Here is a 14,373-nt window from a genome sequence, read left to right as displayed (position 1 = left end):
CATTTTTTACTCTGTGGGATAAAACATTAGGGAAGGACCTTCTTTGCATTTAAGAACCACCAACATATTTATTACTCCCCGGAAGCATCTTGATTTCATTCCAGGCTTTAAAGGCATCTTCTCTCTTCTTCCCTTTATTGGCCGGATCGGCAAAGAAGTCACGGGTGAATTGATTGTATTCGAATTGAGGTGCGATTTTCTTCTTGTATGCCGGGTCTTTCTTCCGTTTGTCTTCTTCATACCAAGCTTCGATTGCATCACGATACGTCTTCCCTGCGTTATTTTTAAAATAGTTTTGGATATAAGTAGAGAAATGAAAACCGGAAATGACAGACTTAAAGTAGGTTCTGACGTTTTGACTGCAGCGATGATGTTCAGTAATGACGGTATCTAGACTTAACACTTCATTATGATGGTTTGTTTTTCGAATCCCTTTTAATTTTTTGACGGGCTTTTTGATTTCACCTGTTTCTAGGAAAGTGCAAATTCGATCCGATAGCTCTATCTTTGAACCGGAAGTGCTGATTCCGTTAGCGCGGCAGAATGATTTCAGTTCTTCCTTTAACCAATAGTACTTTTCAAACATTTCAATTGGTGTATCCCTGTTTAAGGTGGGTCTCAATGCTACCAACTCCTCAAATTCCATTTAAACCTATTTTAGAACAAGTGTTCTTGTTTGTCTACTGCCTCGGCCCAAGCAGCATCACCCCAACTCCAACAATGCATATCCCGGCACCGACCCAATCATACAGATCAGGTGTCTTCTTATCGATTCCCCATCCCCACAGGACGGACAGGACAATGAACACTCCGCCATAAGCAGCGTAGACACGGCCGAATGAAGGGAAGGACTGGAAGGTGGCGATGACGCCATAAAGGGCCAGGGCTATCCCGCCGGCGACTCCCCAATAGGCGGGTTTTCCTTCCCGAAGCCATAACCAGATAAGATAACCCCCGCCAATTTCAGCGATTCCGGCAAGGATGAATAAGATGATGGCATTCAGCATATGGACCACTCCTTCAAATTGTTTTGCGTAATTGAATTATAACGTAAATACAGGGTGGCCAAACATTTGTCTATTTTCCCAGAACCTTCTACAATGAGAAGAACAAGAGATTGTCACGCGTCTCAATACGGAGGTGGAACTGATATGGACAACACGGAGAAACATTTTTCAGAAGAAAAGTTCTGGGATAAATTGAAAAGGTACGGCTTGAAGGCGGGACATTCCGTCGTGTATACAGCGCTTCTCCTTTATTTTGTCCTGCAAAAACCGGATGTTCCGAAGAAGTCGAAGATGATCATCATCGGGGCACTCGGGTATTTCATCCTTCCAACGGATTTCATACCGGACATGGCAGTCGGGGTCGGTTTCACAGATGACCTTGGCGCCCTCGGTCTCGCTTTATTGCAGGTATCCATGTATATCGATGATGAGGTGAAAGCGAAAGCCAAGGCGAAGCTCGCCGACTGGTTCGGTGAAGGTGTGGATACGTCTGAGGTTGATGGGAAGTTGTAATAAAGAGAGAGTGTCATTGACGTTTGGGTCGATGATACTTTTTTTATTACGAAAATATTTGTGTCCAAACCACTATCATCCCAACCAACCATCATTCCCCCTTGAACCTATCGTCATATAAATCTTCATCTCCCTGTGGTTCTTTAATTCCATGCTTTTCTTCGAGGTACCTTCCGATTACGGAGTTATTTATGCCTTCACGAACGGCCCGTTCCACTATGATGTAAAAGATAAAGAGAAACACGATAAGGATAATTACACTTATAAAAATAATAAAGAGTTCCATTCTATTCACCTCTTTATTTTGGTGAGTATGATCTTTCTGTATATTCCTTTGAATAGTAGGTAAATGTCCATAAATAATATTTCATACATGCACACCCTTTCTTTTCTCAGCTAGTATGTCTAGTTTATCCACCCATTCACCACCATCCCCATATTCATCACCATATGAAAGGCGATTGAAGGATAGATGCTATCTGTCTTTAAGACTACGATGCTGTAAAATAATCCTCCGAAAGAGAAGAGGAGGCTGAGAAGAAGTGGGATTCCTATGGAGAGATGCAGGAGTCCGAATCCGATACTTGTCACGGTGATGGCATAAACGACTGAGGTGTTTCGAATCAACGCTGACAGCATTACGCCTCTCCAAATGAGTTCTTCCAGCGTAGCGTTCAGGATGGTGAAACCTATTGCGAATAGGAATAATGATTTCACTTCACTGATTCCCTCCGACCAGATTAGGGGTATGAAGATGGTGCTTGATCCCGCAAGTCCGATCAATAAAAAAAGCGGTAGTGAAATTGTGTGTGAAGGCATGGAAATGCGCATACTCCTATCCGGAAATCTCATGTAGAATCGGACCTTTTCCTTTGCTAGCCATTGTGAGACGGCTAAGGAAATCAGGAGGAATAGAAGAAAACTTCTGTTCAAAAGGATGTTGGTTTCTTTTGAGATATCCCATCCATTTATCCAGCCTGTTGCCCATTGAAAGATCAGGAACCCGATAAGAAAGAAAAAGAACAAGGAAGCGACGGATCGGTTGTTTTTAGTAGATAAATAGAGGAGTAGGAGCCCCATCATCGGCAGCATTCCCCATGCGTATGTTCGATACGAAAGAAAAATGATACCCGAGAAAAACAGGGCGGCAGAGCTTAGTAGGAAAAGGGTACGCTGTGAACGGATCATGTCAGCCTCCTTGGGCAATCGTTGAAAACAGTTTAGCATAATTTTCCTATTTTGTATCTGCTGAATTTTCATTATGGTAATATGAAGATAGTTTACATAAGAGAGGGGATTGGACATGTACAAGCACATCATTTGGGACTTTGACGGCACACTTTTCGATACATACCCTGTCATGGCAGGCAGTTTCAAGGAAACCCTTGAAATGGATGGGATCGATGAACCACTGGAAGATATCATGAAAAAGATGAAGGTATCGGTGACCTACGCACTCAATCACTATGGCGAAAAGTATGGGATTGGTGACGAATTTATCACAGCCTACGATACCCGCAGAAAAGAAGTCGAGTTCGACTTGTCCAAGCCCTTTGAAGGAATCGCTGAAATCTGTAAGTTCATTCATGAAACCGGAAGAAAGAATTATCTGTACACCCACAGAGGTCAGTCTTCCATCACGATGCTGGAGAGCTTCGGGCTGACGGGTTACTTCTCTGATTTCATCACCTCCGAACACGGATTTGAAAGGAAGCCGAGTCCGAATGCCATTCAGCATCTGATCCGCACACATGATATCGATCCATCAGAAGCGATCATGATCGGCGACCGGGATCTGGATCTCGAATCGGGGAAAAATGCCGGAATCAGTTCCTGCTACTTTGCAGATGAGCGGGTAGAGAATCCCCACGCTGACTACGTAGTAACGAGTGTAGAGGAACTGTATAAGATTATTTAAGGATGGAGACCATTGAGGGACGGACCTCGATGGTCTTTTTTTGTGGGTAATTTTGGTAAATAACGCATAAAATAAAATAATGACGCAATTATCGTGAAAACGACGCAATTAATTGAAAAATGACGCAATAAATGAAAAAACGACGCAATTCCTGTCCGCCGACGCCACTTATGACTATACTCCACTTCTCAGAAGTCTATGACACTACCAATATCCTTCTCCTTTTCAAAATCGTTCTCCATTTACGACTGCATGTGCTCATCTTTGTTTTGAACCTCCCCATTTCGGATACATTATATGAGCACACATCAAACAGATGATTTGTCATCACCCTAGTAAACATGGGATGATGAATCCATACCAAAATTATCGGAATAAGGAGATGAGGTTATGAACGTAGCAGTTGTTGGAGCAAATGGACAGATCGGGAAGCAAGTGGTCGGATTCTTGAAGGATGACGGGCATACGCCTAGAGCGATCGTGAGAAAAGAAGAGCAGGTACAGTCTTTCGAACAGGAAGGTGTGGAAGCTGCACTCGTTGACTTGGAAGGTACGGTTGATCAAATCTCTAATGGATTGAAGGGAGCCGATGCTGTTGTTTTCGCTGCAGGATCAGGTGGCAGCACAGGTTCAGACAAGACTCTGCTCATCGATCTTGACGGAGCGGTGAAAACGATGGAGGCCGCAAAAGAGGTGGGAATCGAACGCTTCGTCATCGTAAGTGCCCTACAGGCTCATCACCGTGAGAACTGGAACGACTCCCTGAAGCCGTATTATGTGGCGAAGCACTTTGCGGACCGAGCACTTGAGGACAGCGGACTCACCTATACGATCATCCGTCCGGGAGGATTACTGAACGAAGAAGGTACTGGTAAGGTATCGGCGGGTGAGAATCTTGAAAGAGGATCCATTCCGCGTGAAGATGTGGCGAAAACGATCGTGGCATCGTTGACGGAAGCGAGCACGTTTAACAAAGGATTCGATCTTATTTCAGGAAGCACTGGAATAGAAGAAGCCGTTAAAAACGTATAAATAAAAGGAAGGAATGATCATCGTTGGATGGTCATTCTTTTTTTATGTAAAATCGGGCGGACCAGTATATGGTTATAGATGGTAAAATAGGGGGCACATAGAAAAAAGGGGTGATATTCATCATTAATATCGATTATTCATTTAGCATCGTGTCGACCGTGATGTCCATCATGGAGTGGGCGGTCATTGGCTATCTTGCACTTAGAGTGTATAAAAAGCTTTCGGCAAAACCAAAGGTGTGGAAAGTCATCCTCGCCATTTTTGTAGGCTTGTTTTCCTTTACGATTAACATGGAATGGTTTCATACCTTTGTAAAAATTCCAATCCTGCCACTTGGTGTGTGGATCCTATACGCAGTTCTTAATCGAAAAGAAGATCGTTGGGACACCTATCGCCGGTTTGCCTGGATCGGATTCCTGGCCAACTTCATCTTCCTGGCAGGAATCTTGCTCACCATCCCGGTCCAATCCCTTATTTATCCAGAAAACCACCTATCCACCTACATATCAGGGACCAAAGAAGCTTCCCTCAATGTCATCCATCCATCTGGTGAGGGACGGACCTTGGATCAGGAGGAACTGAAGAAGCAACTTTCTGATGTGGATCAAGTCGAATTTGAAAGTTGGCAATGGTTTGATGAAGCAGGCGGCCGTTATTCGAATCAAGAACGCTTTCCGTTTCAGTTGGTCGGCACCAAGCCGAAATGGGGAAGCGGCCTCGAGCCGGATATCTATGTGGAACAGGACGGGAAAGGGATCCTCATCTCAACTCGAAAGACCCAGTATTATTACCACTTCCCTGAAACAGTGCTGAAGGAGGCAAAACCATGAAGAAGAGAAGCATCCTGGCTGGGGGAGTCCTTTTCGTAGGGTTATTTGCTTTCTATTGGCTGTATGTAGAAAAAACAGATTCACGTCCGAAAAATGAAGAAATACTGTCACAGATCAATTCCTCCCTTCACAATGCACAAGCCGTTGAAATACAGGATTTTCTGAAGCTCGATGATGGTCACGGGGTGGCACCTTTCCTTTCAGATAAAGATCAATATGGTGTTAGCTATTGGGAGAGACATCTGACCGGGTGGAAGGTAAAAGCCGTCCGGACCGACGGGGAGCCAAAGGTATGGATGCTCGATGGGAATGATCCGTCAAGCTTCCATATCGTCTGGAACATCAACCCCGGCAGTGACATTCAAACATTGCAGTATTATTTCACGAGGGAAAGGGGTTACTCGAGTAGCGGAGAACAACAGCATTATGTTCCCGGTATCTTGATGAAGACTGAAGCCTCTTTGGCAGGCAACTCCTACGGGGCAATGAAGATTCCCGGAGAATGGGGAGACGCATTGACTTTATCAGATGGTAGTGATGCTCCTGACCCACTCTTCGGGGATAACATCAATATGGGAATACACTCCCGGTTCGGTTGGATACCACTTGATGAGAATAACAAGGAAGTCAAATGGAAAAACAGCACAAACAACTCAAGTTACTACAAAGGGAATGTCCGTGAGCAACATATGCAGCTGCTTGACCAGTATCAGATTGAACGGGGCGAGTTTTAAGGAAAAAGAGGAATGATCCTACATTAGGGTCATTCCTCTTTTTGGGTTGAGAATATTGTGTGAATTTGGAATAATTGGTTTAGGATTACAAATTTAACAAAGAGGGCGAATAAGTGGAAAAAGTATTCGGTGAAAAAGTTCCTGGATTGGATTATCTAAAGAGAACAGGTGTCTATGCCGTCATCTTTCATCAAGAAAAAGACAAAATCCTGACGGTTCGAAACAAGACGGGTCATTACTTTCTGCCTGGTGGCGGCATGGAAGAAAATGAAAGTCATGTAGAGTGCCTGGAAAGAGAAATGATGGAGGAAACAGGTTACGATGTATCGATTAGAACTTATATCGGAAATGCGATGTGCTACTTTTTTTCAAGAAAGGGAGAACCCTTCCTTGGTGAAGGCCACTTTTATCTGGTTGAGCTGAATGAACAAATGCTGGAACCATTGGAAGATGACCATGTTCCAGTGTGGATGGATCGTAAGGATGCGAAAAGTCTCCTGGTACATGAGCATCATTATTGGGCGATTGAGGAAGCGTGGAAAAAGAGTGCCTCAGACAATGAATGATGCAGATTGACACATTGGTTGATGTGTATCGTAAGGTAGGGCATAGCATATAAATAGAGGAAGTACATGCTAACTAAGGAGGTGTTCTAAATGGGGCTATTCATAGGAATCATTATATTCCTCGGTCTTGCGGGTGCGCTTGGCAGAAGGACTTTGAGGGGAAGCAAGGAAGAACAGCTGCAGGAATTGGAGAGGGTGAAATCGAATAGTAACGGGTTTGGTGGAGGATTGTAGGCTAAACCTCCTGGTATAACGACAAAGGGGAAACCATTTGAAAAGGAGAATACTATTCTTTCTGACAGGACTCCTGTTACTCGGGGGACTGATGTTTTACCTTTTTGAGGATAAACAAGTTTACGGAAATGACAAAGATTCCATCGTCAAGGTCATCCATTCTGTGGAAGGGTATGAAAATCGATCTATTAAAATCCTGGAAATAAAAGATTTTGATGATTGGAGAGTGGCTTCTTTTTTGGCTGATAATAGTCCAGGATATATAGAGTTTGAAAAAGATAAGATAGGGAATTATCGATGGACTCTCTTGGAGGTTGCGGAAGATCAGACATTTGCATCCTTCAATCTTTTTGATCGAACCCTTTTATATGTGACAAATGATGGTAATGAAATAGCGCGGATGGAAGTAGAAATCAATGGTCAAAAAGTCCAGCGGGATTTTACACCGAATAAAGAGACTGTTACTTGGGCTGAACTTCCACTCACTGAGGAAAAAGAATATACCTTTCGGAACTATAAGTATTATGACAAAGAAGGAAAGATAATCAGCGAAATAGAGTAGTCTGGTGACAGTGGGGGAGAGGCCGTACTATTATCAGCACCAATAGAAAAGTAGACAAAAAGGAGACCATACAAAATGCATTTCCTCACAACCACAGCACTTACAGAACAGGAGCTCATCAATAAAGCTCTTAAAAACGAAGGACTAAAACAAATCTCAAGTGATTCCGAGATCACCAGATTAGGAGAAGGTGCCTGGCACTACGCCTACTTGATCGAGGCAGAACAGCTCGTCCTCCGCATCCCGAAGAGAATCGCATATGAAAAAGAGGTCGTCTTCAACAGAGATGAGCTCAAAGCGGATTATGCCGGGACCAAGGCCTTTTATGAGCATGCCAACAGGACGGGGAAAGGGATGTGTCCTGCACATTATGAATACTGCATCTCTGAGGAATTAACCTATACGATTGAAACGTATGTCGGAAAATCAGTCGGGCTTGCCGGACAGACGCCGGATCAATCGAAACGGTATGGAAGGGAACTAGGTGAGTTCTTCCTGGCCCTTGAAAAGCTGGATTCTCCCATTCCAGGCATCGGATACATAACAGTAGGGGAACAAGGAGAGATCAAAGGGCAATACGAGGGAGACCTAAGTGCGTTCATTTGGGAAGAGACGGGAGAATACCGAGAAGAATGGGAGTCCCTTCTTGAAAGCTCTTATTCTTTTGATAAGGAGAAAGTGAGAAGCATAGGGGATGAGCTGCTTGCAGCCCGGTCCGTCGAACGGGAAAAGCTCGTCCTGACGAATCAGGATACGTCGCCTGAGAATATGATTTTCACTAGTAGCGGCGTCAAAATGATCGACCCGTTCCCGATTATCTATACAGGAACTTCCCTCGCTGCCAATTACGTCTTCAACTACCGGACACTGTTTCATGCCCTGCACAATACAAAGCGGCATGGTAAGAACCAATACCATCTCTTGATCCCACAATTAAAGGCCAGTGCAGAAGGTTTCGTGGAGGGGTATGTGAACGGTTCGAAGCAGAAATGGAATGACCTGAATGTGGAAGTGTACTTGAAGCTCGTCACCATGACCCATGAACATGATCAGCTTCTGAAACAGGAGTCTTTGAGCCGTGAGCAAGTGATCCGGTACGGGACGAAGGCGCAGATTCAAGAGCGGATTGGGTTTCTTTTAAAGGAACTTGAACAATTTTAAAAAAGATGGCGTTGAAAGCTTATTCGACTGCACCTTCTCGAATAATTCCTGACATGAAACCCGGTATTCCTCATAAACTATTCTGAGGTGAGTAAAATGCCAAGAGTCAAATACACCGATGCCGATGTGGCCTTGATGGCGAGGATGATGAGAGCGGAAGCGGAAGGCGAAGGGAAACAGGGGATGCTTTACGTGGGCAATGTCATCGTGAACCGTGCGAAAGCGGATTGTTTGGACTTCAAGAAGGTGAGGAGCATCCGCCAGGTCATTTTCCAGGTGCAGGGCGGTAACTACTCCTTTGAAGCGGTTCAAAAGGGGAATCTCTTCTATAACAGGGCACGATCCGTTGAGAAACGATTAGCCAAAAAGAACCTGGATTATTGGGCGATGCATCCTGCAAAGTATTCCCTTTGGTATTTCAATCCTTATGCGCCTTGTCCCCCGACATGGTACGATCAGCCGTTTGCGGGACAATTCAAAAATCATTGTTACTATGAACCGGCAGCAGGGACGTGTGCAAGTGTATACACCGGCGGGTGAGGATTATGAGAACTTCCTGGTTAGAATCGGGTGGTTCTTTTTTTGTTCGTATCTATTTGAAACTATTTCCAAATGAGAAACGTATAGTTAGTAACAAATGGAAATGAATGGAGGGGATGGACAACATGAAGACGGTTGGGAAGGTGTTACTCATACCGGCATTATGGTTCATGTTTGTGGGATGCTCCAATAAAGAGCCAGTGGATAAGAAGGAACAGGAAACACCTATCACCTTCTCCCAAGAGGAACAGAATTTCGAAATCATTTATATGTATGATGAAGTGCAGGAGTACGTAGACACCGTACGGGAAAAGACGGGGGAAAGCAATGAGACCGTGTTCATTGAAAAGGTGTTTGAGCCATTTAAAAAGAAGTCCAATATGGAGGAAATCAGCTTTCGATATACTTTTGATCCGTCCTCAGAAGTGGACAAGCTTGCAGAATCCATAAAGGATTTGGAAAAGGAGAAGGATACGACCAGCGGGATTATGAAAGAAGCATTGATGAAATCAGCTAAAGAACTTCCGGGTAAGGATAAGAAATTAATTATTTTGCCAGCGAACCCAGAGGATACGTTTACAGTGGAGCAAATGGGGGGTGTATCGGGGTTTGCCTTGTCAGAGGATGTAATTGTGCTGCAACTTTCACCATCCATGAAAGAAGACATCTTGAAGTACACCGTCGCTCATGAATACCACCATCTCATGGCAGAAGAAAGTAATCGGGGAATGATCAGGACCATCCTCGGTGGGGTTGTGGTGGAAGGAAAGGCAGATGCCTTTGCCCATACCATCTATCCAAAGATTGATGCCCCTTGGCAAGAACCAATGACAACGGAGGAAAGGGAGAAGGTAGTGGCTGAGATTACTGAACTTAGATACTCCGATGACATGAAGTACTACGAGAAGCTAAGAGAAGGAAACTCTTCTAAAGGTATTCCCCAATGGGCAAACTACAAAATCGGGTATGAAATCGTTCAAAGCTACAGAAAGAATCATCCTGAAATCGCGATTGGAAGATGGACCAGCATGCATGAAGCCGAAATCATAGCAGGAAGCGACTTTGAGAAAATCACGGCCTATGAATGAGACAATCTCAGACTTCAGGATGATGTAAAATTTTCCATTTTCTATACCATCATAATAGAGTAATAGGAGGGGATTAACGTGAACCAAGTACGTGACAAACAATGGAATCTGGGAAGTGTACGACCGGGAAGCGGGCCGGTGAAAGATCAAATTCAGGAGATTCTTCTACATATCGAGGAAACGCAATCCATATTGAAGCATGGGATGAATCCCGATGAAGCGGTTGACGTCACGAAACGTGTGCAGGACCTTTATACGGAAGCGTTTCACATGGATGAATATATCATCTGCCTGCTATCGGTGGATGTCATGGATGGGGAAGCGCAGGATCTAAGCGCCAGGAGCACTCAGCTGCAGGCAAAAATGGACACCTTGCTCCTCGGGTATAGTCAGTGTCTTGCCCATATGGCAGACGAGGACTGGAAAGTCTTTATCGGACGGAGGGAAGTGGCAGGCAGTGAGCGGTTCCTAAAGCAACAGAGGAGAAAGGTGAAGGACCAGCTTGATCCCGAGATGGAGAAGCTGATTCATAGCCTTTCCGTTGACGGATTTGCCGGTTGGGAAGATCATTATGATCAGGAATACGCCCGATTGAAAGTGCCGGTAACGGATAATGGGAAGACGGAATACATTTCCTTCGATATGGCCTATATTCGCGGGATGCTCTCAAATGACCGGGAGACGAGGATGGAAATGGGTGAAGCCATCTCCAAGGTTTGCCGTGAGAACGAAGACCGGTTTGCCTCGATCTTCAACCATTTTGCCGGCTTCCGAAATGAACTGTACCGACTGAGAGGATGGACAAATCCCCTGAAGGAAATGTTTGAACAAAACCGGATCAGTGAAAGATCCGTGAACACCATGATGGATACGCTCCATCAACATAAATCCTTGCTTCACCGTTTTTTTGAACGAAAAGCCAAACTGATTCAAATGGAAAAACTGAGCTGGTACGATATCTACGCTCCGACCTTCACATCCAAGACGACCTTGACGTATGAGGAAGCGGCAGATATCGTGATCGGACAATTCCGTGGCTTCAGTGAGAAGCTCGGTCAATTTGCCCAAACGGCCTTTGAAGAAGGATGGATTGGCGCGGAGCCTGGAGATTCCAAACAGCACGGTGCCTTCTGTGCCTCATTCCCGAATGCGAAGGAAAGCAGAGTGATGCTTTCTTTTACGGGCAACTACAACGACGTCGTCACCATCGCTCATGAACTGGGGCATGCCTATCACAATTCTCTGCTTCATGAACAGCCTGGTTTCTCCCACAAGGTGGGTACGGGACTAGCCGAAACAGCGTCGACCTTCGCGGAAAATCTCGTCCTGGATGCGGCGATTGATATGGCGGAAACAGAAGAAGACCGGCTATCTCTATTAGAGATGAAAATCACCAACGGACTGAAATACACCACATTCATCCCGGCCAAGTTCGAGTTTGAAGCAGCCTTTTACAACAAACGATTGAACGGGAAGCTTTCAGCAGGAGACATTGTTCAACTGATGGAAGAAACAGAAAGGGACTGGTTCCATGACTCCGTGGATGAAGTGTTTGCCCATAACTGGATGACCATCCCCCACTTCTTCAGTACGGAGAAAGCCTTTTACAATCTGCCGTACACGATCGGCTATCTATTCAGCAACGGAGTCTATTCACTCTATCAGCAGGACAAAGAAGCATTCCCTGAACGGTACGACCAGCTCCTTACTCGATCCGGGAACCACTCCATGGACGAACTGAGCAACGAGTTCCTGCAGGAAGAATTAGGGACGGACTTCTGGGAGGCAGCTGTAAGCCCGTTGAAGGACGCGGTGGAGATGTATTTGGAAGAGACAGAAAAGTATATTTGAGTTTGAGGGCAATCTCTGTGATAGGAGGTTGCTTTTTGGACATATGTTTGTGAAAGATTTATTTTTCTTACAAGGTACCTGTCCACTCCAATTCTACTATTCATGCATATATATAATAGTAGAAGGGAGGGATAATGATGTTAAAAGACAATGTAATATATTATGATTCAGAAGGAAAAATGGTAGAAAAATTGGATATTGAGCAGGAGGAAAGCTGCATCCGTACCATAAGTTATTGTGCGACCGCGGTTGTACCGGATGGCTTCACGTTCCGGTTCACGACGTTCGACAGCTTCACAGCCTGCTCTGATTTGAGTGCATTGGTTTGTACTCTGGAAAAGCAGGAGGCAGAAGGGACCGTTGAGAATCCATGCGGCGGTACGTTGACCTGTCCTGTTGAAGTCGATGCCGTCCGTCTGATCGGAACCGCCAGATTTCATATCAATGTGGGAGACTTGAAGCCGATTGAAGGGGGACTTAAAATTGGCCATATTCCGTGTACACTTGCTAGCGATGTTTCCGTACCGGTCAATCAAGTGATCCAGACAATTTGCAAAACGGACATGTGCCAAGAGGATTGCTTTGATACAATCGGTGCATTTGCCTTTGCTCCTCAAGTGATCACCGATGCCTGCGGACGACAGATCGTGACGGTGCGTGGCGGATTGTTCATACGTTTTCTCGGCTGCAGATAATCTAGTGAAAAGAAACTTATTCGATAAAAGATAAGTTTCTTTTTTATGAAAAATGGTTGAGTTCATCCTTTTGGTTTGAAATAATTGGTAGAAAGCCTATGCGGGAGGTTTACAAGATTGAATACATACGGTACGGATTTATTCAAGGGGGCAGCACCCTATTATTCAAAATACAGACCCATTTATCCTTCTACTTTAATCAGATTCCTGGTAGAAGAGTTCTCATTAAACGGAGATCAGAACCTTCTTGATCTCGGCTGTGGAACGGGACAACTGACCATACGATTTTCAGACTGGTGCAAAAGAATCGTCGGAATCGATATGGAACCGGAAATGATTGAAGAAGCGGAACGTCTGCACTGGGAAATGAGGGTAGGAGACATTCAGTGGTTCAATGGGACGTTGGAAGAATACAACCATTCCCAACACTATCATCTCGTGACAATCGCCAAAGCCTTTCACTGGATGGACCGGGAAAAGGTGTTGGATGAATTATATGACATCGTGGCTCCGGGTGGCGGGGTAGCAATCATAGATAACTACGAGCCGGACAAGACATTACTACCCTGGCAAGTAAGATTTAATGAATTGATCCATAAATGGTATGGAAACGAGCGGAAAGCCGGGAACTCCACCTATAGCCATCCCGTCACTCCTCATCAAGACATCATTTCACAATCCAAGTTCAATCTTGAAGTGCACACCTTACCTACATACGAGATTACATGGACCATTGAGTCGCTCCTCGGGAACCTTTACTCCACGTCATATGGTTCGAAACGTTTCCTAGGATCGGGTGTACCGTTATTTGAACGTGAAGTGAGAGAGGCAATGCTTGAGATGAGTGAGTCGGGAGTGTTTAAAGAGGAGTCGAGATTGTCGGTGAAGATAGGGAGGAAAGAATAATGCTGATGGGGAAATACAGGATCAATCCATTTAAATATTACTCTATTGAACCAGATAAACAAAGCGAATCGAATAAGGTCATTATCATCTACCACGGCTGGGGAGGGAGTGCTCTCGGGTACAGAGACCTGGCGGAGGAACTTGCCGGAGAAGGATTTAACGTAGTAGTTCCAGAAATCATCTATCATGATACACGACAGCCGCTCGCCGACCATTTTGAGTCAAAAACCGTGCAGGCTTATTTCTGGGAGACGATCATCACAACGATTGATGAATACCATGATTTTATGAAAACGGTAGGAATAGATAAAGAGAATGTCATTCTTGTAGGCAGCTCCATGGGCGGCGGCATTGCCAATGGAATTTTCGCCCGTGAACCAATGATAGGTGGATTGGTTAATATAAACGGATCGGGCTCATTTGTTTTGACAGAAAAGCTATTTAGAGAAAGAGATGGTCGGGGTGACATACCTGATCAGTTGAAAAAACGTTTAATGGATTACGACCCTGTCGAAAGGAAACCAGGTCTTTCCCCGGTTCTTCTCATGCATGGGGACAGTGATGCCATTATGCCGATTGAGGGACAAATGGATTATGATCGTTATCTGAAAGAGAATAGAAGACATGTAGATTTCCGTGTGTATGAAGGGGTTAATCATCAGATTACATTAGAGATGATCGGGGATTTGATATGTTGGTTGAAAATATGGGTGAAATGAGAAGGGGAAAAGGATGA

The 14,373-nt window shown here is 44.7% G+C and carries 19 protein-coding genes; 15 read left to right on the top strand and 4 right to left on the bottom strand.

Annotated elements, in window-relative coordinates:
- Positions 1-49 precede the first annotated feature (49 nt).
- Together AM506_RS16860 and AM506_RS16855 are read right to left on the bottom strand one after the other, a co-directional pair.
- Positions 50-622, bottom strand: a complete 573-nt coding sequence (locus tag AM506_RS16860; protein WP_060673638.1) for a DUF6434 domain-containing protein — start codon at positions 620-622, stop codon at positions 50-52.
- A gap of 58 nt (positions 623-680) precedes the next feature.
- Positions 681-1,007: a YnfA family protein gene (locus tag AM506_RS16855; protein WP_060673637.1), complete on the bottom strand. Its 327-nt coding sequence runs from the start codon at positions 1,005-1,007 to the stop codon at positions 681-683.
- Positions 1,008-1,151: 144 nt separating this feature from the next.
- Here AM506_RS16855 and AM506_RS16850 point away from each other — a divergent pair, with 144 nt between their 5' ends.
- Positions 1,152-1,520, top strand: a complete 369-nt coding sequence (locus AM506_RS16850; protein ID WP_060673636.1) for a YkvA family protein — start codon at positions 1,152-1,154, stop codon at positions 1,518-1,520.
- 91 nt (positions 1,521-1,611) lie between these two features.
- Here the strand turns inward: AM506_RS16850 and AM506_RS16845 are convergent, their stop codons facing one another.
- Both AM506_RS16845 and AM506_RS16840 read right to left on the bottom strand, forming a co-directional pair.
- The gene (locus AM506_RS16845) at positions 1,612-1,806 is read right to left on the bottom strand and encodes a hypothetical protein (protein WP_060673635.1); all 195 of its coding nucleotides are present in this window, start codon (positions 1,804-1,806) and stop codon (positions 1,612-1,614) included.
- A gap of 119 nt (positions 1,807-1,925) precedes the next feature.
- Positions 1,926-2,708, bottom strand: a complete 783-nt coding sequence (locus AM506_RS16840; protein ID WP_200908463.1) for a CPBP family intramembrane glutamic endopeptidase — start codon at positions 2,706-2,708, stop codon at positions 1,926-1,928.
- Positions 2,709-2,823: 115 nt separating this feature from the next.
- On the opposite strand from AM506_RS16840, the gene AM506_RS16835 reads away from it, so the two are divergent.
- From AM506_RS16835 to AM506_RS16775, 14 genes are all read left to right on the top strand, one after another.
- The gene (locus tag AM506_RS16835) at positions 2,824-3,438 is read left to right on the top strand and encodes an HAD-IA family hydrolase (protein WP_060673634.1); all 615 of its coding nucleotides are present in this window, start codon (positions 2,824-2,826) and stop codon (positions 3,436-3,438) included.
- A gap of 390 nt (positions 3,439-3,828) precedes the next feature.
- Positions 3,829-4,470, top strand: a complete 642-nt coding sequence (locus AM506_RS16830) for an SDR family oxidoreductase (RefSeq protein ID WP_060673633.1) — start codon at positions 3,829-3,831, stop codon at positions 4,468-4,470.
- A gap of 110 nt (positions 4,471-4,580) precedes the next feature.
- Complete coding sequence (locus AM506_RS16825) at positions 4,581-5,300, top strand: hypothetical protein (RefSeq protein ID WP_060673632.1); 720 nt, start codon at positions 4,581-4,583, stop codon at positions 5,298-5,300.
- On the top strand, positions 5,297-6,034 hold the full coding sequence (locus AM506_RS16820) for a hypothetical protein (protein WP_060673631.1): 738 nt from the start codon (positions 5,297-5,299) through the stop codon (positions 6,032-6,034). The genes AM506_RS16825 and AM506_RS16820 overlap by 4 nt, the downstream gene beginning before the upstream one ends.
- Positions 6,035-6,147: 113 nt before the next feature.
- Positions 6,148-6,600, top strand: coding sequence for an NUDIX hydrolase (locus AM506_RS16815; protein ID WP_060673630.1), 453 nt, complete (start codon positions 6,148-6,150; stop codon positions 6,598-6,600).
- 90 nt (positions 6,601-6,690) lie between these two features.
- The gene (locus AM506_RS22835; RefSeq protein ID WP_160316894.1) at positions 6,691-6,834 is read left to right on the top strand and encodes a hypothetical protein; all 144 of its coding nucleotides are present in this window, start codon (positions 6,691-6,693) and stop codon (positions 6,832-6,834) included.
- A 37-nt stretch (positions 6,835-6,871) separates the two neighbouring features.
- A complete protein-coding gene (locus tag AM506_RS16810) occupies positions 6,872-7,396 on the top strand; it encodes a hypothetical protein (protein WP_060673629.1) in 525 nt (174 codons plus the stop codon).
- A gap of 75 nt (positions 7,397-7,471) precedes the next feature.
- On the top strand, positions 7,472-8,557 hold the full coding sequence (locus AM506_RS16805) for a hypothetical protein (protein WP_060673628.1): 1,086 nt from the start codon (positions 7,472-7,474) through the stop codon (positions 8,555-8,557).
- Between the two features lie 96 nt (positions 8,558-8,653).
- A complete protein-coding gene (locus tag AM506_RS16800; RefSeq protein WP_060673627.1) occupies positions 8,654-9,097 on the top strand; it encodes a cell wall hydrolase in 444 nt (147 codons plus the stop codon).
- Positions 9,098-9,222: 125 nt separating this feature from the next.
- Positions 9,223-10,185: a DUF2268 domain-containing protein gene (locus AM506_RS16795; RefSeq protein ID WP_060673626.1), complete on the top strand. Its 963-nt coding sequence runs from the start codon at positions 9,223-9,225 to the stop codon at positions 10,183-10,185.
- Between the two features lie 78 nt (positions 10,186-10,263).
- On the top strand, positions 10,264-12,036 hold the full coding sequence (locus AM506_RS16790) for a M3 family oligoendopeptidase (protein WP_060673625.1): 1,773 nt from the start codon (positions 10,264-10,266) through the stop codon (positions 12,034-12,036).
- 137 nt (positions 12,037-12,173) lie between these two features.
- Positions 12,174-12,731 (top strand): hypothetical protein, encoded by a 558-nt coding sequence (locus AM506_RS16785; protein WP_060673624.1) that lies wholly within the window; start codon positions 12,174-12,176, stop codon positions 12,729-12,731.
- Positions 12,732-12,848: 117 nt separating this feature from the next.
- Entirely contained in the window at positions 12,849-13,637 is a 789-nt protein-coding gene (locus AM506_RS16780; RefSeq protein ID WP_060673623.1) for a class I SAM-dependent methyltransferase, read from the top strand.
- The gene (locus tag AM506_RS16775) at positions 13,637-14,356 is read left to right on the top strand and encodes a dienelactone hydrolase family protein (protein ID WP_235576136.1); all 720 of its coding nucleotides are present in this window, start codon (positions 13,637-13,639) and stop codon (positions 14,354-14,356) included. Before AM506_RS16780 ends, AM506_RS16775 begins: the two co-directional genes overlap by 1 nt.
- Positions 14,357-14,373 lie beyond the last annotated feature (17 nt).

The sequence above is a fragment of the Rossellomorea vietnamensis genome (assembly GCF_001305855.1).
GTDB classification, from domain to species: Bacteria; Bacillota; Bacilli; order Bacillales; family Bacillaceae_B; genus Rossellomorea; species Rossellomorea vietnamensis_A.
This window is presented reverse-complemented; position numbering and strand designations above follow the sequence as displayed.

What these genes read in the sequence shown, in the direction of transcription:
- AM506_RS16855 (WP_060673637.1), bottom strand. Translation starts at nt 1,007, where the DNA reads ATGCTGAATGCCATCATCTTATTCATCCTTGCCGGAATCGCTGAAATT.
- AM506_RS16850 (WP_060673636.1), top strand. Translation starts at nt 1,152, where the DNA reads ATGGACAACACGGAGAAACATTTTTCAGAAGAAAAGTTCTGGGATAAA.
- AM506_RS16845 (WP_060673635.1), bottom strand. Translation starts at nt 1,806, where the DNA reads ATGGAACTCTTTATTATTTTTATAAGTGTAATTATCCTTATCGTGTTT.
- AM506_RS16840 (WP_200908463.1), bottom strand. Translation starts at nt 2,708, where the DNA reads ATGATCCGTTCACAGCGTACCCTTTTCCTACTAAGCTCTGCCGCCCTG.
- AM506_RS16835 (WP_060673634.1), top strand. Translation starts at nt 2,824, where the DNA reads ATGTACAAGCACATCATTTGGGACTTTGACGGCACACTTTTCGATACA.
- AM506_RS16830 (WP_060673633.1), top strand. Translation starts at nt 3,829, where the DNA reads ATGAACGTAGCAGTTGTTGGAGCAAATGGACAGATCGGGAAGCAAGTG.
- AM506_RS16820 (WP_060673631.1), top strand. Translation starts at nt 5,297, where the DNA reads ATGAAGAAGAGAAGCATCCTGGCTGGGGGAGTCCTTTTCGTAGGGTTA.
- AM506_RS22835 (WP_160316894.1), top strand. Translation starts at nt 6,691, where the DNA reads ATGGGGCTATTCATAGGAATCATTATATTCCTCGGTCTTGCGGGTGCG.
- AM506_RS16805 (WP_060673628.1), top strand. Translation starts at nt 7,472, where the DNA reads ATGCATTTCCTCACAACCACAGCACTTACAGAACAGGAGCTCATCAAT.
- AM506_RS16800 (WP_060673627.1), top strand. Translation starts at nt 8,654, where the DNA reads ATGCCAAGAGTCAAATACACCGATGCCGATGTGGCCTTGATGGCGAGG.
- AM506_RS16795 (WP_060673626.1), top strand. Translation starts at nt 9,223, where the DNA reads ATGAAGACGGTTGGGAAGGTGTTACTCATACCGGCATTATGGTTCATG.
- AM506_RS16785 (WP_060673624.1), top strand. Translation starts at nt 12,174, where the DNA reads ATGTTAAAAGACAATGTAATATATTATGATTCAGAAGGAAAAATGGTA.
- AM506_RS16775 (WP_235576136.1), top strand. Translation starts at nt 13,637, where the DNA reads ATGCTGATGGGGAAATACAGGATCAATCCATTTAAATATTACTCTATT.